Below are 19,375 nucleotides of genomic sequence, written 5' to 3'. Positions count from 1 at the left end.
ATGACCGGCATCGATATCAGGCAGAAGGCGTGGTCGGCGGGGCTGATCGTGCTGTTCTTCGTCGCCTGGGAACTGTTCTGCCTGATGACCGGCATGTCCGATCTGGTGCTGCCGCGGCCGTCGCAAGTGTTCGTGACGCTGTTCCAGCGCTTCCCGGTGCTGTGGCCGCATATCCTGCAGACGCTTGCGACCACCATGTTCGGCTTCGTGCTCGGCGTGGCGCTCGGCGTTGCCCTTGGCGCGATCATCGGTGTTTCCAGGACCGCCTACGACACCTGCTATCCGCTGCTGATCGGCTTCTCCTCGATCCCCAAGGTCGCGGTGGTACCGATCTTCGTGCTGTGGTTCGGCTCCGGCACCGTGCCGGCGGTGCTGACCGCGCTCTCGATCTGCTTCTTCCCGATCGTGGTCAACATCGCGACAGGCCTTGCGACCACCGAGCCCGAGCTCGAGGACGTCCTGAAGGCACTCGGCGCCAGCAAATTCGACATTCTCTGGAATGTCGGCCTGCCCAGGACCATGCCGTTCTTCTTCGCTTCGCTGAAGGTCGCGGTCTCCTACGCTTTCGTCGGCGCGGTGCTGTCCGAGACGGTCGCCTCCAACCGCGGCATCGGCAATGTCATGATGACCGCGTCCTCCAATTTCAACGTGCCGCTGGTGTTCGCCGGGCTGTTCGTGCTCGCGGGCCTCGGCGTCGCGCTCTATGCCGTGTTCTCGCTGATCGAGGGGCGGGTCACCGGTTGGGCCACGCGCAAGAACGACGTCATCGCCACCTGAACTGACATTTTCAAACCGTCACGCAACGAAGCTTGAGGAGGTCTCGATGTTGAGAAAAGTAACTGCCGCGCTGCTGGGATTGGCCCTGTCCGCGGGCGCTGCCACGGCCGAGGAAACCACGATCAAGTTCACGCTGGGCTGGAAGACGCAAGGCAGCGATGCCGCGTTCTTCTATGCCAAGGACAACGGCTTCTTCAAGGAGGAAGGCCTGAACGTCGTGATCGACCAGGGCGAAGGCTCCGGCGCCACGGTCACGCGCGTCATGTCGGGCGCCTATGACGCCGGCTTCGGCGACGTCAACGCCATCATCCAGAACGCCTCGACCAAGCCGCAGGACGCCCCCGTCATGGTCTACATGATGTGGAACCAGCCGCCGTTCGCCATCGTCGCCAAGAAGAGCAGCGGCATCAACACCATCAAGGATTTCGAGGGCCATACGCTCGGCGGCGCGCAGGGCACGCCGACGACGCGGCTCTTGCCGGTGTTCACGCGCAAGAACGGGCTCGACGGCGAGAAGATCAAGATCTCCAACATGGCCCCGAACCTCCAGGAGCCGATGCTGATCAAGGGTGACATCGACGCGGCGCTGGTCTTCAACATCACGAGCTATTTCAACCTTGTGCTCAACCGCCAGGACCCGGACAAGGACTTCAAATGGTTCTCGTTCGGTGAGTACGGCCTCGATCTCTATTCCAACGGCGTGATGGTCTCGAAGAAGTTGCTCGCATCGAACCCGAAGGCGGTTTCAGGCCTCGTGCGTGCCATCAACAAGGGCGCGATCGCGGTCGCCAAGGACCAGAACGCCGGCATGAAGGCGGCGCTGAACTACGACAACCTCATCAACGCGGAGGTCGAGAAGCGCCGGCTGCAATATTCCTTCGAGAAGCTGATCGTCTCGCCGGAGATGAAGGAGATCGGCATCGGTGACATCAAGGATGACCGCATGACGCGTGCCATCGGCATCGTGGTCGAAGGCTATCAGCTCGCCCGCGCGCCGACACCGGCGGAAGTGTTCTCGCGCGAGTTCCTGCCGCCGCGCGCGGAGCGGGAGCTGGTCTATACGGCCAACTGAATCTGGAGAGGCGGTCATGGCCACGGAGATTTCGGCAAGCAGCCTGTTCCGGGGCCCTGATCGCGGCACCAGCGACAACGTCGTGCTGCGGCACGACGGCGGTGTCATCACCGACATCTCGGAAGGAGCGCGGCCTGCCGGCGGGCCGCGCTCCTTCGTCATTCCGGCTCTCGTCAACGCCCATGACCACGCCCGCGCGACCGCGTCGTCCTTCGGCGCGGTCGGCATGCCCCTGGAAAGCTGGATCCTGCGGACCGCGCTGGGCACGCCGGTCGATCCCTATCTCACTGCAGCCTCCGCGCTGGCGCGCGCGGCGAAGGCCGGTTGCGCCGCCATGATGGTGCACTACACACGTCCAAGCGGCACGATGGCTTTGGTCGACGAAGCCAAGGCTGTCGCGCGAGCCGCGTCCGATGTCGGCATCCGCATCGCCTTTGCGATGGCCGTACGCGACCGGAATCCGATCGTCTATGGCGACGCGGAGCCGGTGCTCTCCGGGCTTTCAAGCGATGACCGCAAGACCGTCGAGGAGCTGTTCGTCCGCGCGCCGATGTCGCCAAAGGCCTATATCGAGCTGACCGACGCCATTGCCGCTGACATCGCCGGCCCGATGGTCGACGTGCAGCTCGGGCCTGCCGGCGTGCAATGGTGCTCGAAGCCGCTGCTGGAAGCGGTGGCGGAGAATTCGGCGAGGACCGGCCGCCGCATCCACATGCATCTCCTTGAGACCGTGTATCAGCGCGCCTGGGCCGATCGGAATTTCCCGGACATGGTACGCTGGCTGCGCGACATCGGCTTCTTGTCCGAGCGGCTGACGCTCGCGCACTGCATCCACGCCCGGCCGGATGAGCTGGAGATGATCGCAGCCTCCGGCACGCGGATCGTCACCAATTTCAGCTCGAACATGCATCTGCGCTCGGGGCTGGCGCCGATCGCCGCCGCGCACAAATGCGGCTGCGCCATCGCGGTCGGCGTCGACGGGCTGGCGCTGGACGAAGACGACGACGTTCTGCGCGAGATGCGGCTGGTGCAGATGGCCCATGGCGGCCTTGGGTTTAAGGCGACGTGGACGCCGGGCGAGATGTTCGCGCTCGCCGTCCGCAATGGCCGGCGCGCGACCGGCGCGCCGGGCAGCGGCGAACTCGTCGTTGGCAATCCGGCCGACTTCGTCGTGATCGATCTGGACCGGCTCGACCGCGACCAGATCATGCCCGTCGATCCCATGGCGCTGCTGTTCGCGCGAGGCAATGCATCCCTGGTGAAGGAGGTCGTCGTCGCCGGCAAGACCATCGCAAGGGACGGGGCCTGCGTTGGCGTTGACCTGCCGGCGATCGAGCAGGAGTTGCGCGCGATGTACCGCGCCAATGTCGGCAAGCTCGGACGTTTTCAGCGGGTGTGGCCGCCGCTGTCGGAGCGACTATCCGGCTGGTTCGCGCAGCAGCTCACCTGCGAATAGGACGAGGCACGATGCCTCCTTTGCTCCGGCCGATATAAATCCGCGATAGCTGATAGGCGGAACCTCGTCTGGCGACCGGTTCGGCTCTGGGCTAAACCGTGCGCGACTCCGCGCCGGCGGAGCCATGACCTCTTGAGGAGCCCCCGATGCGTCTACCCACCGTTCTCCTGGCCGTCACATGTCTTGCGGGCGCAGCTTCAGCCGAAGACCTGTCGGGCACGCTCCAGAAGGTCAAGGAGACCAAGAAGATCACGCTGGGCTATCAGGAGGCCTCCGTTCCCTTCAGCTATCTGGATGGCGACCAGAAGCCGGTCGGCTTTGCCCTGGAGATCTGCCTCAAGATCGTCGATGCCGTGAAGCAGCAGCTTGGCATGCCCGACATCGCCGTCGACTTCACCGCCGTGACGTCGTCGAACCGCATCCCGCTGATGGTCAACGGCACGCTCGACCTGCATTGCTCGGCGACCACCAACAACGCTGATCGTCAGAAGCAGGTGGCCTTCACCAACACCCATTTCCTGAGTGCGACGCGGTTCGCCGCCAAGAAGGCCGCAAAAATCAACACCATCGACGATCTCAAGGGCAAGGCGGTCACGGCGGTGGCGGGGTCGGTCAACCTGACGCAGCTCGCCAAGGTCAACACCGAGCGCAATCTCGGCATCAATTTGATGCCGGCCAAGGACCAGGCCGAGGCCTTCCTGTTGCTCGAGACCGACCGCGCCCAGGCCTACGCGCTCGACGACGTCCAGCTTGCGGTCGCGATCGCGCGCTCGAAGGAGCCGCAGCTCTTCATGATCAGCGAGGAGACATTCTCGAAGCCGGAGCCCTACGGGATCATGCTGCGGCGAGAGGATGCGCCGTTCAAGGCGCTCGCTGATCGCGCCACGGCGGAGCTTTATGCAAGCCCGGAGATCGAGGTGCTCTACAAGAAGTGGCTGCAATCGCCGACGCCGCCGAACGGTCTCAACTACAACGTCCCGATGTCGCCGGCGCTGCGCAACGCCTTCAAGACGCCGAGCTCGAGCTTCGATCCGGATGTCTACACGGTGAAATGAGGCGAGGGCGGTTTTCACCTCTCCCCGCTGGGGAGAGGTGGGCACTGCGAGCTCAGCTTGATCTATCTTAGCGCGCCCGCGGCGTGTCGAGCAGTTGTCCGGCCAGCGCCGCGCCGATGGCCGCGATCGCGGCCAGCGCCAAGGCCCAGACGACGAACAGCCGATGGCCGATCAACGCGCCGCTGACGAGCGGTGCGCTGATATTGGCGCCTGACATCAGCGACTGGTTGAGTCCCATGATCATGCCCTGGCGATTGATCGCGGTCGAGCGCGACAGTTCCGCTGTCAGCGTGCTGCGGGCGAACATGGTGCCGACAATGATCAGCGTCAGATCAATCGCGAGCAGGCTGATATTGTTGCCAGCCGCAAGGCCGGCGAACCCGAGCCCCATGCAGGCGAACGCTGCCGCCACGATGCCGCGGTCGGAGGCGACCAGGTTGGCGCGTGTGATCAGGAGACCCTGGACCACCATGTTGATGAAGCCGGCATAGGCGAACATCCAGCCGAGCTCGCGCGCGCCGAACGCGTGTCCGTCCCACGAGAACCGCGCCGACAGGAACAGCCCGATCTGCGACAGGAACATCGAGTTGACGAAGAAGAATACGATGAGGAGACCGAGCAGGCGCCACGCGTAGCGCATGCCAAGCAGGCTGCGGGTCAGCGTCGGCTCGGGCACGCGGTGCTGGTACAGCGGTTCCGAGGCCGGATGGTCTGGCGGGAGCAGGGCGATCGTCGCGAGGATGCTGACCAGTGAGAGCGCGGCCGCGGCCCATACCGGCGCGGTCTGACCGTAATGGACGAGGACGCTCGAGAGCGCCGGCCCGAGCAGAAGCCCGGTTCCGATGGCGCCGCTGGTCATGCCGAGCGCCTGCTTGCGTGTCGCCGGCGCGCTGTGCTCGGCGGCATAGGCGTGGGCGACCGAGATGTTGCCCGATGTGAGGCCGTCGATGATGCGCGCCAGAAATACCAGCGTCAGATTGCCCGCCATCGCGAGCAGGACAAATCCGATCAAGGTTCCGATCTGGCTGACGACCAGAACCTTCCGCCGGCCATAGCGATCCGACAGCATGCCGACCACCGGGCCGGCGATGAGCTGGCAGACGGCATAGACCGAGATCAGGGCGCCGATCAGGAACGGCGTTGCGCCGAGCCGCTGCGAGTAGAACGGCAGCAGCGGCAGGATGATCCCCATTCCCGTGGCATCCACGGCCACGACGACGAMGGTCGGCACGAGCGTCAATGCGCCGTCGGCCGCCATCACCTCGCGTGCTTCGGTCGTGGAACCCGGGCCCATCGCGCGTTGTTCTCGTTCGCTTTTTCGTGATCGATTGCAATCCAGCGGGTTATATAGTTGCAGGCTAATAGTTCGTGTCCTATCTAATTTGCATGGCTCCCTCGCAGGCTCATATCTACGCCGAACTCGGCCGGCTCATTGCGCGGCTGGCCCGCATCTGGCGCCGCGAGTCGGATCAGGCTCTGTCCGATCATGGCCTGTCCTATGCGACTGCGATTCCGCTTCTGGTGCTGTCGCGCCAGGGCGAGAATGTCCGGCAGGGCGTGCTTGCCGACGAGCTCGGCATCGAGGGGCCGTCGCTGGTGCGGCTGATCGACCTGCTTCAGGCCGAGGGTCTGGTGGAACGCCGCGAGGATCCGACCGATCGGCGTGCCAAAACGCTACACTTGACGAAAGCGGGAGACGCCAAGGTCGAGGAGACCAACCGGGTGCTGCGCCGGGTGCGGGCGAGCCTCTTGAAGGATATCGGGCCCGAGGAACTTGCGATAACCTTCGAGACGCTCCAGCGCATCGAGCGGCGGGCCAGCCGCCTGCATCACACGAAGACATTTCTCGAGGCGAAATAGTCATGCGTGCGGAAGAGCCGTTCCTGGTCCGCCACGCGGACCTCGTTTTCGCTTTGAAGACGTTTGCCGCGTCGATGCTGGCGCTCGTGATCGCGCTCGCCATGGATCTGCCGCGGCCGTATTGGGCGATGGCGACGGTCTACATCACCTCGCAGCCGCTTGCCGGCGCGACCAGCTCGAAGGCGTTCTTCCGCGTGATGGGCACGCTGATCGGAGCGACCGTGACGGTGGCGCTGGTGCCGAACCTGATCAATGCGCCGGAGCTGCTGTGCCTCGCGATCGCGCTCTGGGTCGGGCTCTGTCTCTATCTGTCGCTGCTCGACGGCACGCCGCGCAGCTACGTCTTCATGCTCGCCGGATACACGGTCGCGCTGATCGGCTTTCCCTCGGTGTCCGAGCCGGGCAACATTTTCGATACCGCGGTGGCGAGGGTGGAGGAAATCTCGCTCGGCATCATCTGCGCCAGCCTGGTCTCGACCATCGTGTTTCCCCGCAGCGTCGCGCCTGCGGTCGCTGGCCGCGTCGACACCTGGCTGGCGGATGCGCGCCGCCTCAGCCAGGTCGTGTTGCTGCGCGACGGCACCGCCGAAACGCGCCGCGCCAGGCGCCTCAAGCTTGCGACCGACATCGTCGAGATCGACACGCTCTCCACCCACCTTGCCTACGATCGTCTGACCGATCGCAATGCCGTGAGCGGCCTCGGCGAAATCCGGCTGCGCATGCTGATGCTGCTGCCGGTGATTGCCTCGCTCGAGGACCGGCTGGCGGCGCTGGGCGAGGAGGCCTTGCTACGGCAGAGCGAGTTGAAGCGACTTCTGGAAGAGCTCGCGCAATGGATCGTCAGCGACGTCGGCGCGCGTCAACCGGCCGAGCGGATTCGCGCCATGATCGCCGAGCGGCAGGCGGTGCTCGACGGCAGCGCGTCCTGGGAGCGGATCATCACCACGAGCCTGTTGTTGCGGCTGCGCGAGCTGGTCGACCTCTCGCGCGACTGCCGCGCGCTGACCGAGGCGATCGCCGAGAACCGCAACGTCGCGACCGTCGAGCTGGCCTTCCGTTCCGAGGCCGGCGCCGCGCCCGTGCGCCACCGGGATCGTGGCCTTGCGCTGTGGTCGGCGGCGGGTGCCGCCACGGCCATCCTGATCTGCTGCGCGTTCTGGATCGGCACTGGCTGGCCGGACGGAGCATCGGCGCCGATGATGGCGGCGGTTGCCTGTTCGTTTTTCGCCGCTCAGGACGAGCCTGCGCGCTTCATCCGCAGCTTTGGCCGGTGGGCGCTGGTCGCCATCGTGGTCGTCGCGGTCTATCTGTTCGCGGTGGTGCCGGCGATCTCCCATATCGAGGTTCTGGTCGTCGCACTGGCGCCGACCTTCTTGCTCTATGGTTTCCTGATCGCGCGGCCGGCGACCGCGGGAACGGGCACGGCGCTCGCGGCCAACACGGCGACGCTGCTCGCGCTGCAATCGACCTACAGCGCCGATTTCGCATCCTACGCCAATTCGGCCGTTGCCTTCTTCGTTGGCGTCCTTATCGCCGAGATCGTGACGCGGATCGCGCGCGGGGTGGGCGCCGAGTGGATCGCCAATCGCCTGGTGCTGTCGAGCTGGAAGACGATTGCGGTCGCCGCCGAACGCCGCGGCAAGCGCGATCGTGCGGAGTTCGCAGGCCTCATGCTGCACCGTCTCGGACTTCTGGTGCAACGCATCGCATTTCTCTCCGAGAGCGATCGCCGCGACGCCGACAGCCTCGTCCAGCTCCGTATCGGCATCAACATCATCGATCTGCGCCGGGCGCGTTATGGCCTCGCGGCATCGACCATTTCCGTCATCGACGACATGCTCGATCAGCTCGCCGCGGCCTGCCGCAAATATTCCGGCGGCGGAATGCCGGCCGAGCTGCTGCGGCATGTCGACCTGGCGCTGGCCCGAGCGGTCAAGGACCCCAATGACAGCGCGCGCGAAGACGCCTTGATCGGCCTCGTCGGTATCCGGCGCGGCCTGTTTCCGGACGCGCCGGCCTATCGGCCGCGCGCAGGCGAGAGTGTTGCGGCATGAGACATCAGATCGACATCTACGGTGTGCTCGTGCCGGCGCTGCTGTTGTGGATCATCATCGCCTACGCGCTGAGTGCCTTGGTTCGCCGCCTCATGCTGCGCTTCGACCTCTACCGGCTGGTCTGGCACCGCGCGCTGTTCGATTTCGCGATCTACGTCTGCATTCTCGGCGGGGTCGTCTATCTCTCGGAGTATCTGCCATGAAGGGGAATTTCGCCTGGCTTGGCCGCCTCGCGCTGACCGCCATCGTCATCGTCGCCGCACTCGCCGTCGGCCGCGAGCTTTGGGTCTACTACATGGAGTCACCATGGACGCGCGACGGCCGCGTGCGCGCCGATGTGGTCCAGGTTGCGCCCGACGTGTCGGGTTTCGTGACCGAGGTGCTGGTCAAGGACAACGAGAAGGTCCATCGCGGCGACGTGCTGTTCAGGATCGATCGTGAACGTTTCGCCTTGGCGCTACGGCAGGCCGATGCTGCCGTGGCCGGTCATCAGGCCACGCTCGATCAGGCCAATTCCGACCTGAAGCGCTACAGCGCGCTCACCACCGATGCGGTGTCGCAGCAGAAGCAGGAGCAGGTTCTCGCCACCCAGCTCCAGGCCAAGGCGGCCTTCGACCAGGCCGTCGCCGACCGGGCGGTCGCCCAGCTCAACCTCGATCGCAGCGAGGTCCGCGCCTCCGTGAACGGCGTCATCACCAACATGGATCTGCGCCCCGGCGCCTACGTTACGGCCGGGAAGGGCGTGATGGCGCTGGTCGACACCGACACGCTGCACGTCGAGGGCTATTTCGAGGAGACGAAACTCGCGCGCATCCGCATCGGCGACAAGGTGCGGGTCCGCCTGATGGGCGAGAAGGTCACGCTCACCGGCCGCGTCGAGAGCATCGCGGCCGGCATCGAGGACCGCGACCGCGCCGCGGGCGCGAACCTGCTCGCCAACGTCAACCCAACCTTCAGCTGGGTCCGGCTGGCGCAGCGCGTCCCGGTGCGTATCGCGCTGGATCCTGTGCCCGATGCGATGTCGCTGGTTGCCGGACGCTCGGCGACGGTGGAGGTATTGGACTAACGCTGCGAGCACATCGATCGCGCTTGGCTTGGGGAAAACCGCCAACGGGCGTTTCAATGCCAAATCGCAGAGCTAATCCTGACTCGCGTGTGTGAGTCGGGGGACTGTATGGGCGTTTGGTTTTTAGTCCTAGCGGCCTGCGTCGTCGGCGCGTTGCTCCTTTTGGCATTCTGCCGATAGAGCCGACAGCGGATGCACATGTTGCTGCGAAGCATCAGCGAGCCGTTGAATGGCGGTTCCAGACCGATGGGTTTTGACTGTGCATCGATGAACGCGTTCACTTCCGGGATCGGAGGCGGACATGAGCTGGTTGTTTGTGTTTCTCATTGCCGCGAGCGCAGTCGTTCTGATCGCCCATGCGATTGACGCGATGCGTTCCTGATACTGCCTGTGCCTCGGTTTCGTCGGTAGCTAGGTAAGCGACGAAAATGTTCCGAGGCGGGCGCGTGTCAACTGGAGGAACCTGGCCTGCAGGCCAAGGTTGTCACAGCAGGAGGAATACGATCATGCTTGCGTTCTATCTGCCGTTTATCATTTTCGGAGCGATGCTCGAAGCGATTTTGAATCAGAATGTGTCTGCATCCATCGAGCAGCCAAGCGTCGATTAGACTCCGATGATCAGACGTTGGACTGGCGAACCAACGTCTACTCAGGCATTCGAATATTTCTTCAGCTCGAACCGCGCGATCTGGTTCCTGTGAACCTCGTCCGGGCCGTCGGCGAGACGCAGCAGACGTGCGGTGGCATAGGCCTGCGTCAAACCAAAATCGTTCGACGTGCCGCCGCCGCCATGGGCCTGGATCGCCCAGTCGATGACCTGGCAGGCCATGTTGGGCACCGCGACCTTGATCATCGCGATTTCGCTCTTGGCGACCTTGTTGCCGACCGTGTCCATCGCGTACGCCGCGTTCAGCGTCAGCAGCCGGGCCTGCTCGATCATGATGCGGGCCTCCGCGATGCGCTCCTGCGTCACCGTCTGCTCCGAGACCGGCTTGCCGAAGGCGACGCGACTGCGCACGCGGCGGCACATCTTCTCCAGCGTGCGTTCGGACAGGCCGATCAGCCGCATGCAATGGTGGATGCGGCCGGGGCCGAGGCGGCCCTGCGCGATCTCGAAACCGCGGCCTTCGCCGAGCAGCATGTTCTCCTTCGGCACGCGCACATTGGTGAAGACCACCTCCGAGGCGCGGTCGGGCACGCCGTAGAAGCCGAACACGGGCAGGGGACGCTTCACCTCGATGCCGGGCGTGTCCATCGGCACCAGGATCATGGATTGCTGCTTGTGGCGGTCCGTATTGTCCGGATCGGTTTTGCCCATGAAGATGCAGATCCTGCAGCGCGGATCGGTCGCGTTCGTCGTGTACCATTTGCGGCCGTTGATGACGTAATGGTCGCCGTCGCGCACGATCGAGCTTTCGATGTTGGTCGCGTCCGACGAGGCGACCGCGGGCTCGGTCATGGCGAAACAGGAGCGGATTTCGCCGGCGAGCAGCGGCTTCAGCCAGCGCTCCTTGTCTTTTGCCGAGCCGTAGCGCTCCAGCACCTCCATGTTGCCGGTGTCGGGCGCCGAGCAGTTGAACACTTCGGGCGCCAGATGCGAGCGGCCCATCACCTCGCACAGCGGGGCATATTCGAGATTGGTGAGGCCCGCGCCGTGGCCGGACTCCGGCAGGAACAGGTTCCAGAGGCCTTCGGCGCGGGCGAGCGGCTTCAGCTCCTCGACGACGGGATAGACCTTCCACGGCCCGAGCTCCTCCGCCTCGCGGTAGAACCGTTCCTCGTTCGGATAGATGTGCCGGTCCATGAAACTCTCGAGCTTGCGCTTGAGCTCGACGACTTTGGGTGACATCGGATAGAGCATCTTTCGTCTCCTTGATCGACGGACGGCGCTAGCCGATTTCGAGATAGTCCGGCCCGGGCAGTTCTGGGAAGGGCGCCGTCGGCAGCGTCTGGTACCAGAACGCGACCGAGGCGATGTCGTCCTGCAACGGTAGATATTTTGCTTCCTTGACGCCGGGCTGCCAGCCCAGCGCCTGGATGGTCACGCGCAGGTCGGAGCGGAAGCGTACGGGGTCCGGGATGTGCCAGCGATACATGCCGAAGCGCTGCTGCGATTTGTAGACACCATCCGGGCGGATCACCTGCGGCAGGCCGGCATAGGGCGTGGTGAATTCCTGGTAGTGCGATTGTTGCGCCGGGCCCTGGCCGGAATGGGCGACGTAGGGATCGAAATTATAGGCGCCACAAAAATAATCCTCGGTGCCGGTGCCGCAGATCGTCGGGAATGCGCCGTCGCCATCGATGAAGAATTTGATTTCGCCTTCGCCCCACCAGCCGTTGTTGTTGACGCCCCACGCCATGTAGGTGCCGACATAATGCCCGCTGCCCGCGATGCCATCGAGGATGGTGTAGACCTCCTTGTAGGGCAGCGGGTTGGTGCGCCGAAACTGTGCGTGAAAATAGGCACAATCCTCGGGCACATCGGTCAGCGTGTAGTTGATCTGGTAGTAGACGGTCAGCTGCTCCTCGCTGCGGTTCTCCAGCGTGAACCGCGCACGCTCGCGGAACGGCATTTCCCAGTAGCAGTTGAAGGCACGGCCGGGATTGACGCAGACCGCGAGCGAGGACACTTGCGCGAACTCCTCCCACCCGCAGGCGAAGAAATCGCCGGCCGGACATTCCACGCTCGGCAGCGTTTGGTCGTCCCAATAGACCCGCAGGATCGAATGGCGCAGGCGCCCGCGCGCCAGGGTCATCCATATCTGCTGGATCGCACCCTGGCCCTGGATGTCGGCAAGCGTGAAGGTCGTGCCGGGCTCGATGACGACATAGGGCGACACCTTCCAGCCCTGCCCGAGATCGCGGGCCTGACGCGCCGCGGACCCGTCGACGGACATTCCGCCCTTGCCCTTGTCGCCGGTGAAATTCTCGGGGCTGATCGAACGCGTCTGCGCATGCGACAGGCGCGACAGATTGCCGAGATGCATGCCCAATCCGGAAAACGCCATTGTGTCCTCGATCCAGGGGGTAGGATGATCCGATATATCGCCCCCGAATCTACCAAAAGATGAAGATGGTCGCGCACGGACAGGGTCCTTGCGCGATCGCGCGGCGGCTTAAGCGGGACGATACTCCCTGAACTTCTCGCGTAGCGCCGATTTGAGCACCTTGCCGGTGCCGGTCATCGGGAATTCGTCCAGGAACTCGACGGCATCGGGCATCCACCAGCTCGCGATCCTCGGGCGCATGTGGTCGAGCAGGGTCTTGCCGTCGACCGTCGCTCCCTTCTTGCGGACGACGAGGAGGAGCGGGCGCTCCTGCCATTTCTCGTGCGCGATGGCGACGACGGCGGCCTGGAGCACATCGGGATGCGACAGCGCGATGTCCTCGAGCTGGATCGAGGAGATCCATTCGCCGCCGGACTTGATCACGTCCTTGGAGCGGTCGGTCAGCGTGACGTGGCCCTGGGCGTCGATCACGGCCATGTCGCCGGTGATCAGCCAGCCGTCGCGGTCGAGGCCTTCCTCTAACTTCATGTAGCCCGAGGCGACCCAGGGACCACGGGCACGCAGATGGCCGACGGTCTTGCCGTCGCGCGGCAGCTCAACGCCGCCGTCGTCGACGATACGCAAGGCGGTGCCGAAACACGCCCGGCCCGACACCTGGCGCCGGTCGAATTTCTCCTTGTCGCTGAGATGCTCCGAGCCGGGCCGCAGGCCCGGCATCGAGCAGCCCAATGCCTCGGTCATGCCCCAGGCCTGGATGTAGTCGATGCTGTACTCGCGCTTGAGCTTCTCGACCATCGCGCGCGGCGGGGCGGAGCCCGACGACAGTGTTGCCCGCAGCGTCGAGAATCTGTTGCCGGTGCGCGCGAGCCAGTCGAGCAGGATCAGCCAGAAGCTCGGCACGCCTGCCGACAGCGTGACCTTCTCGCCCTCCAGCAGCTCAAAGAGCTTGTCGGGCTCGTAGTTGCGGCCGGGCAGCACCAGCTTCGAGCCGGTATAGGGCGCGGTGAACGGCATGTTCCAGCCATTGCCATGGAACAGCGGTGCCATCGGCATCATCACCTCGCGCACGCCTTCCATATGCCCCGGCAGGAAGTCGAAGTTGCAACACGTCATGGTCTGAAGGATCGCGGCGCGGTGCGAATAGATCACGCCCTTCGGATTGCCCGTGGTGCCCGAGGTGTAGCAGATGGTGGATGCGGACTTTTCGTCGAACAGCGGCCAGGCGAAACCGGCATCGGTCTCGTTTTCCAGAAGCTCCTCGTAGCAATGGACGTTCGCAAGCGTCGTCTCCGGCATCCGCTCGCGCGAGGACATCACGACGTAAGCCTCGATCGTCTTGAGCTGCGGCGCGATCGCCTCGACGATCGGCAGCGTGGCGCGGTCGACGAACAGCAGCCGGTCTTCGGCATGGTTGATGATGTAGACGAGCTGCTCGGGAAACAGCCGCGGATTGACGGTGTGCAGCACATAGCCCATGCCGGGAGCTGCATAGAACATCTCGAAATGGCGGTGGGTATTCCACGCGAGTGTACCGACGCGGTCGCCGGGCTTGATGCCGAGCCGCTGCAAGGCCAGCGCCATGCGCTTGATGCGCGGATGCGCATCCGCATAGGTGTAGCGATGGATGTCGCCTTCGATCTCGCGCGCGACGATTTCCGCTTCGCCGTGATAGTCGGCGGCATACTGGATCAGGCCGCTGATCAGGAGCGGCATGTCCATCATCAATCCCTGCATGGTCTCCTCCGGACCGCCACGTCGTTGCATGGCGTACGCTTGTGATTTGTCCGCACGGTAGCGGAACGTCATGCGACGTTCACGCAAAAAACAGCGGACGCGATTGCATGCGTCACTTTTTCGGGGCTAACTGATGCGAGCTGTCGGCGAAGCAGCGTCCGCCGGGGAGGAAATGGATGTCAGCGGAAAAACACAAGACCGGCGCAGCCGGCGCGTCTACGATCGACATCGCTGCATTGCGTGCGCGCTATCGCGACGAGCGCGACCTTCGCCTGCGTGCCGAGGGCAAGGCGCAATACGTCGAGGTGACCGGCGACTTCAGCCGCTATCTCGACGATCCCTGGGCCGATCCCGGATTTGTACGCGAAGCCGTCAGCGAACAGACCGAGGTGCTCATCGTCGGCGGCGGCTTCGGTGGCCTGCTCTGCGGTGCGCGTCTGCGCGAAGCCGGCGTCTGCGAATTTCGTATCGTGGAAAAGGCCGCTGACTTCGGCGGCACCTGGTACTGGAATCGCTACCCCGGTGCGGCCTGCGATACCGAGAGCTACATCTATCTGCCGCTGCTGGAACAGACCGGCTACATGCCGGTGCGCAAATACGCGCGGGCTCCCGAGATCTACGAACACTCGCGCCGCATCGGCCGCCACTTCGGGCTCTACGAGCGTGCGCTGTTTCAGACCGTCATCTCGCGGATGACGTGGCAGGAGCAGGAGGGGCGCTGGCTGGTCGAGACCGATCGCGGTGATCGCATCCGTGCGCGCTTCGTCATTCTCGCAGGCGGTCCGCTGAGCCGGCCGAAGCTGCCCGGCATTCCCGGCATCGAAAGTTTCAAGGGTCACAGCTTCCACACCAGCCGCTGGGACTATGCCTACACCGGCGGCAACGCCGAAGGCGGTCTCGCCGCTCTCGCCGACAAGCGCGTCGGCATCATCGGCACCGGCGCGACCGCCGTGCAATGCGTGCCGCATCTCGGCCGCTCGGCGAAAGAGCTCTACGTGTTCCAGCGCACGCCGTCCGCGATCGGCGTGCGCGATGACCGGCCGACGGATCAAACCTGGGCAGAGAGCCTGAAGCCCGGCTGGCAGCGCGAGCGCATGGACAATTTCACCGCCGTGATCTCGGGCGAGCCGTTCGAGCAGGATCTGGTGCAGGACGGCTGGACCGGCCTGCTCGGAGAGATTTTGCTGGCGCCGCGCCGCCAGCCGCAGCCGGTGACCTCGATGGAGGAGGCGCTGAAGGTCATCGAGCAGGCCGACTACCGCAAGATGGAGGAGATCCGGGCGCGCGTCGACGCTGTCGTCAAGGACGAAGCGGCCGCTGCGGCGTTAAAGCCCTGGTACAAGGCATTCTGCAAGCGGCCGTGCTTCCACGACGAATATCTCGACAGCTTCAATCGCCCCAACGTGCATCTCGTCGACACCAAGGGACGGGGCGTCGACCGCATCACCGGGAACGCCGTCATCGCCGACGGCAAGGCCTACGAACTCGACTGCCTGATCTATGCCAGCGGCTTCGAGGTCGGCACCGACTACGCCCGCCGCATGGGATTTGAAGTCTACGGCCGCGACGGCGTGAGCCTGTCCGAATGCTGGCGCGACGGTGTCAAGACGCTGCACGGCTTCTACAGCCGCGGCTTCCCGAACTGTTTCCTGATCGTCACGGTGCAGGCCGGCCAGAGCGCCAATTTTCCGCACGTCATCGACGAGCAGTCGCAGCACATCGCCTATGTGATCGCCGAGGCGCGCAAGCGCGGCGCGAGGACGCTGGAGCCGACGCCTGCAGCCGAGAGCGCCTGGGTCGACGAGGTCGTCAGAGCGGCGCTCGGTCGCCAGACCTATCTCGCCGAATGCACGCCAGGCTATTACAACAATGAAGGCGTGTTCGACCCGGTCGCGGCCCGCAACAGCCAGTACTGGCGCGGGCCGGTGGCGTTCCTGCGGCTGCTCGAACGATGGCGCAAGGAGGGCAAGCTGGATGGGCTGGAATTGACCTACGAGACCGCCGCGGCGGGCGGCCCCGCGGTTCCGGCTTGAGCGGCATGGTCCCGCAGCACCAGAGCATCACGGTGGATTTCCTGCTGGGAGCCGAGGCGGGGTGACTTTGCGGGCGTTGCGACTTGCCGGTGTCAAGAGCTTTGCTTGGATCGATTGTAGCTGTCGGGGCTTGAGCGATCGCAACTGGCGTAGGATCATGCCCCGCGCGAGCCGGTCGTGCACCCAGGGAGAGGAACGAGCCATGATCAAGGGCAGGACTGTCGCGACGGCGATGATCGGTGCGACCGCGCTGCTGCTCTCGCTGGTGCCCGCGGCCAAGGCTGCGCAATGCGGCAGCTCATCGGCCGGGTTTGAGGCCTGGAAGCGCGAGTTCAGCGCGGAGGCGCAGGGCAAGGGCATCGGCCAGACCGCGATCTCGGCCTTGATGCAGACCAATTACGCCGGCGCGACCATTGCAGCCGACCGCGGCCAGCGCAGCTTCTCGCTCTCGCTCGACCAGTTCCTCGCCAAGCGCGGCGCCACCACCATCGTCGCCAAGGGCCGCCAGCTCAAGCAGTCACAGGCCGCCTTGTTCGCCTCGATCCAGCAGCGCTATGGCGTGCCGCCCGGGCCGCTGATCGCGATCTGGGGCATGGAGACCGGCTTCGGCAGCCAGCGCGGCAATCAGAACATGCTGTCGTCGATCGCAACGCTTGCATATGACTGCCGCCGTCCCGAATTCTTCACCGACCAGCTCTACGCCGCGCTGAAGCTGATCGACCGCGGCACGCTGTCGGGGGCAACCCGCGGCTCCATGCATGGCGAGGTCGGCCAGACCCAGTTCATGCCCAAGAACATCCTGGCCTATGGCACCGGCAATCTCGAGGTCGCCGCCAACGCGCTGAACTCGACCGCGAATTTCCTCAAGGCCCATGGCTGGCGCGCGGGAGCCGGTTACCAGCCGGGCGAGCCGAATTTCGCCGCGATCGAGGCCTGGAATGCGGCCGGCGTCTATCAGAAGGCGATAGCGCTGATGGGACGGCAGATCGATGAGGGCGGCGGCGCGGCGGCGTCGCGCTGACTCGTTCAGCAAGGCGTGATCTGCCGGCGCGAGAAAGTTGTTGCCGTCCGGAACTGACGGCATGAGGTTTGCTTTGATCAGGTTCGGGGCTGGGAATGAGGAGACTCAATATGGCAACCCAGATCGTGATGGACCAAACCGGCGATACCCGCCACGAGTTTGATCCCGACAATGCCGAAGCGCTGGCGCGGGCCGAACGGCGCTTTCGGGAGTTGACCGGAGCCGGCTTCACCGCCGCCTTCCGGACCGGGCCCGGCGAAGTTACCCGTATCAAGTCGTTCGATCCGACCGCGCAGGAAACGCTGTTCTATCCCCGCCTGGTCGGCGGTTGATCTGAGCTGCTCATGATCGCGGCACTGTGGTTTCGCGCGCCGGCGCGAGCGCGCCTGCATGCGTTACGCGAGCTCTACCGGCGCTTCTTCGGCGAGAACACGCCGGATGCCCGCGGGCGCCGGCTTCTGGCCGAGTGGCTGTCGCCGGCTCAGCGCGCGCAATTCGAGCAGCACCGGTATTTCGACGTCATCGGTTGCGATAGCGGCAAGAGGTATCGCATCCACTACGGCACCGCCGCCAATGTCCACGAGATCGACGAGGCGGGGATTGCGACGATGGGGTGGTGCTTCGTCCCGTCAGGCTTCCTCGTGCCGGGCGACGTCATGCTGGCGCAGAAGATCGCGCTCGAGACCGACGAGAAGGGCGCGCTGGCGCTCGCCAACAGATTTCCGCCGGCAACGCATTCGGAGCACTTTTACCGGCGGCCGTTCTAGCGACGCGGGCGGTCGCGAGATCAGAAATGCGTGGTGCGGTAGGCATCCAGTGCATGCGCCGCAAAGACGCCGGCGCTGCAAAGGGCGAGCACGGCTGAGATCAGCTCGATCATAGCTCATCCTCCCGTGGCGGCTGGGCGACGAGATGCTGGCAGCAGGCAAAATCATAGATGAGGTCGAGGAAGAATTGCATGGTGGCCGTCCCTGTCTGATTTTGACAACTAGATAACCGGCCATCTGTTTCAGGCGTGTTTCGTCGATTTCGGAAAGGGGTTTCGCGGGGAACCCCGGGGCTGGTTTTGGCGGGACAGAGCCGCTACATGCCGCCTTTATCCGTCCCTTTGAGACGCCCGCGTCCAGCGCGCGGCACTTCATATTCCGAGGCAAAATAATGGCACAGGTGGAGTGGTTCGACGATCTCACCGTCGGAATGCGTTTCAAATCTCCCGAGGTTCAGGTCACCGAGGCCGATATCAAGCGCTTTGCGGCCGAGTTCGACCCGCAGCCGATGCATCTCGACCACGAGGCCGCCGAAAAGACCCTGTTCAAGGGCCTCGCTGCGTCGGGATGGCACACCGCGGCTATGGCCATGAACCTCGCGATCCAGACCCGTCCCTTCGGCCCGCATCCGCTGATCGGCGCGGGCGTCGACGGCCTGCGCTGGATGCTCCCGGTGCGCCCCAATGACCGGCTGCATCTGGTCGGCGAGGTCATGAGCCTGACGCCGTCGAAATCGAAGCCGCAGGGCATCGCGCTGGTGAAATGGACCATGTTCAACCAGAACGGCGAGGAGGTTTACACCTTCACCCCGATCGCGATCGTGCCCCGGCGGGGCTAGGGAGGCGTTCACCATCGGCCTTGACCCCGGCAGCTGAAACCCTTGCGGGCCGGGGACAGAGGTGGTCATCTCAGCCCGGGGAACACGCTGGAGGCTGACATGAAACGAATCCTTCTCGCCGCCGGGATGCTTGCAGGCATCGTGTGCGCGGGACCCGCGGTGGCGCAACAATCCAAGGTCGGCGACTGGACCATCGAGAAGCGCACCCAGGACACCCACTGCAACGCGAGCCGCGGCTACAAGGACAAGGATGACGAGAACCGCGACTACGTCGTCGTCATCACCTATTCCGACAAGGCCATCGTGATCGTGATGATCTACGACGGCTGGGAGTGGGACAAGGTCGGGGAGATCCTTCGCGCAGATGTCGGTACCGATGACGCCGACATCATGAAGAAGGCGAAGTGGGAGGTCATGGACAAGACCACCGTGCGCGGCATCTTCGAGTACGACCAGTCGCTCATGGACCGGCTGTCGAAGGCCAAGCGCCTCACGCTCGATTTCGAGGACGATGACGACGACAGCATCGAGATGCAGATCCCGCGCGCCGGCGAAGCGCTGGCGGCGCTGAAGTTCTGCGAGGAGAACCGGAAGTAGCAGCCGACGCCGGCCGTGAAGCCGGCGCGCTTTGGCA

18 protein-coding genes are annotated in these 19,375 nt (G+C 64.6%); 14 read left to right on the top strand and 4 right to left on the bottom strand.

The features are described from left to right. The 4 genes from ACXJMY_RS08080 to ACXJMY_RS08065 all read left to right on the top strand — a co-directional run bounded on the left by ACXJMY_RS08080 (position 1) and on the right by ACXJMY_RS08065 (position 4,360). Positions 1 to 777 carry an ABC transporter permease gene (locus tag ACXJMY_RS08080; protein WP_456618780.1) on the top strand — a complete coding sequence of 259 codons (777 nt, stop codon included), beginning with the start codon at positions 1 to 3 and terminating at the stop codon, positions 775 to 777. Positions 778 to 823: 46 nt separating this feature from the next. Further along, positions 824 to 1,849: an ABC transporter substrate-binding protein gene (locus ACXJMY_RS08075; RefSeq protein ID WP_456618779.1), complete on the top strand. Its 1,026-nt coding sequence runs from the start codon at positions 824 to 826 to the stop codon at positions 1,847 to 1,849. Between the two features lie 16 nt (positions 1,850 to 1,865). Further along, positions 1,866 to 3,305 (top strand): amidohydrolase family protein, encoded by a 1,440-nt coding sequence (locus tag ACXJMY_RS08070; protein WP_456618778.1) that lies wholly within the window; start codon positions 1,866 to 1,868, stop codon positions 3,303 to 3,305. A 146-nt stretch (positions 3,306 to 3,451) separates the two neighbouring features. Then, positions 3,452 to 4,360 (top strand): amino acid ABC transporter substrate-binding protein, encoded by a 909-nt coding sequence (locus ACXJMY_RS08065; RefSeq protein ID WP_456618777.1) that lies wholly within the window; start codon positions 3,452 to 3,454, stop codon positions 4,358 to 4,360. A 67-nt stretch (positions 4,361 to 4,427) separates the two neighbouring features. On the opposite strand, the gene ACXJMY_RS08060 is transcribed toward ACXJMY_RS08065, so the two are convergent. Next, complete coding sequence (locus tag ACXJMY_RS08060; RefSeq protein ID WP_456618776.1) at positions 4,428 to 5,654, bottom strand: MFS transporter; 1,227 nt, start codon at positions 5,652 to 5,654, stop codon at positions 4,428 to 4,430. Positions 5,655 to 5,746: 92 nt separating this feature from the next. Here ACXJMY_RS08060 and ACXJMY_RS08055 point away from each other — a divergent pair, with 92 nt between their 5' ends. The 4 genes from ACXJMY_RS08055 to ACXJMY_RS08040 are packed head-to-tail and all read left to right on the top strand — an operon-like array spanning position 5,747 to position 9,340. Then, complete coding sequence (locus tag ACXJMY_RS08055; RefSeq protein ID WP_456618815.1) at positions 5,747 to 6,220, top strand: MarR family winged helix-turn-helix transcriptional regulator; 474 nt, start codon at positions 5,747 to 5,749, stop codon at positions 6,218 to 6,220. A 2-nt stretch (positions 6,221 to 6,222) separates the two neighbouring features. Beyond that, positions 6,223 to 8,274, top strand: a complete 2,052-nt coding sequence (locus ACXJMY_RS08050) for an FUSC family protein (protein ID WP_456618775.1) — start codon at positions 6,223 to 6,225, stop codon at positions 8,272 to 8,274. Continuing rightward, positions 8,271 to 8,477 (top strand): DUF1656 domain-containing protein, encoded by a 207-nt coding sequence (locus ACXJMY_RS08045; protein WP_456618774.1) that lies wholly within the window; start codon positions 8,271 to 8,273, stop codon positions 8,475 to 8,477. Before ACXJMY_RS08050 ends, ACXJMY_RS08045 begins: the two co-directional genes overlap by 4 nt. Beyond that, the gene (locus tag ACXJMY_RS08040) at positions 8,474 to 9,340 is read left to right on the top strand and encodes an efflux RND transporter periplasmic adaptor subunit (RefSeq protein WP_456618773.1); all 867 of its coding nucleotides are present in this window, start codon (positions 8,474 to 8,476) and stop codon (positions 9,338 to 9,340) included. The genes ACXJMY_RS08045 and ACXJMY_RS08040 overlap by 4 nt, the downstream gene beginning before the upstream one ends. A gap of 649 nt (positions 9,341 to 9,989) precedes the next feature. Here ACXJMY_RS08040 and ACXJMY_RS08035 read toward each other — a convergent pair. The 3 genes from ACXJMY_RS08035 to ACXJMY_RS08025 form a co-directional block, all read right to left on the bottom strand. After that, a complete protein-coding gene (locus ACXJMY_RS08035; RefSeq protein WP_456618772.1) occupies positions 9,990 to 11,201 on the bottom strand; it encodes an acyl-CoA dehydrogenase family protein in 1,212 nt (403 codons plus the stop codon). A 28-nt stretch (positions 11,202 to 11,229) separates the two neighbouring features. Continuing rightward, the gene (locus ACXJMY_RS08030; protein ID WP_456618771.1) at positions 11,230 to 12,348 is read right to left on the bottom strand and encodes a glycoside hydrolase family 172 protein; all 1,119 of its coding nucleotides are present in this window, start codon (positions 12,346 to 12,348) and stop codon (positions 11,230 to 11,232) included. Positions 12,349 to 12,456: 108 nt separating this feature from the next. Further along, positions 12,457 to 14,082, bottom strand: coding sequence for a long-chain fatty acid--CoA ligase (locus ACXJMY_RS08025; protein ID WP_456618814.1), 1,626 nt, complete (start codon positions 14,080 to 14,082; stop codon positions 12,457 to 12,459). Positions 14,083 to 14,258: 176 nt separating this feature from the next. Here ACXJMY_RS08025 and ACXJMY_RS08020 point away from each other — a divergent pair, with 176 nt between their 5' ends. The 6 genes from ACXJMY_RS08020 to ACXJMY_RS07995 all read left to right on the top strand — a co-directional run bounded on the left by ACXJMY_RS08020 (position 14,259) and on the right by ACXJMY_RS07995 (position 19,338). Further along, on the top strand, positions 14,259 to 16,115 hold the full coding sequence (locus ACXJMY_RS08020) for a flavin-containing monooxygenase (RefSeq protein ID WP_456618770.1): 1,857 nt from the start codon (positions 14,259 to 14,261) through the stop codon (positions 16,113 to 16,115). Positions 16,116 to 16,317: 202 nt separating this feature from the next. Continuing rightward, positions 16,318 to 17,136, top strand: coding sequence for a lytic murein transglycosylase (locus ACXJMY_RS08015; RefSeq protein WP_456618769.1), 819 nt, complete (start codon positions 16,318 to 16,320; stop codon positions 17,134 to 17,136). A gap of 110 nt (positions 17,137 to 17,246) precedes the next feature. Next, entirely contained in the window at positions 17,247 to 17,468 is a 222-nt protein-coding gene (locus tag ACXJMY_RS08010; protein ID WP_456618768.1) for a hypothetical protein, read from the top strand. A 12-nt stretch (positions 17,469 to 17,480) separates the two neighbouring features. Then, on the top strand, positions 17,481 to 17,903 hold the full coding sequence (locus tag ACXJMY_RS08005; RefSeq protein ID WP_456618767.1) for a hypothetical protein: 423 nt from the start codon (positions 17,481 to 17,483) through the stop codon (positions 17,901 to 17,903). Between the two features lie 391 nt (positions 17,904 to 18,294). Continuing rightward, the gene (locus ACXJMY_RS08000; RefSeq protein WP_456618766.1) at positions 18,295 to 18,741 is read left to right on the top strand and encodes a MaoC family dehydratase; all 447 of its coding nucleotides are present in this window, start codon (positions 18,295 to 18,297) and stop codon (positions 18,739 to 18,741) included. Between the two features lie 99 nt (positions 18,742 to 18,840). Next, the gene (locus ACXJMY_RS07995) at positions 18,841 to 19,338 is read left to right on the top strand and encodes a hypothetical protein (protein ID WP_456618765.1); all 498 of its coding nucleotides are present in this window, start codon (positions 18,841 to 18,843) and stop codon (positions 19,336 to 19,338) included. The last annotated feature ends 37 nt before the right edge of the window (positions 19,339 to 19,375 follow it).

The organism is Bradyrhizobium sp. P5_C12 (assembly GCF_054049735.1).
The sequence above is the reverse complement of the archived record's forward strand: the minus strand, read 5'-3'. Positions and strand labels throughout refer to the sequence as shown.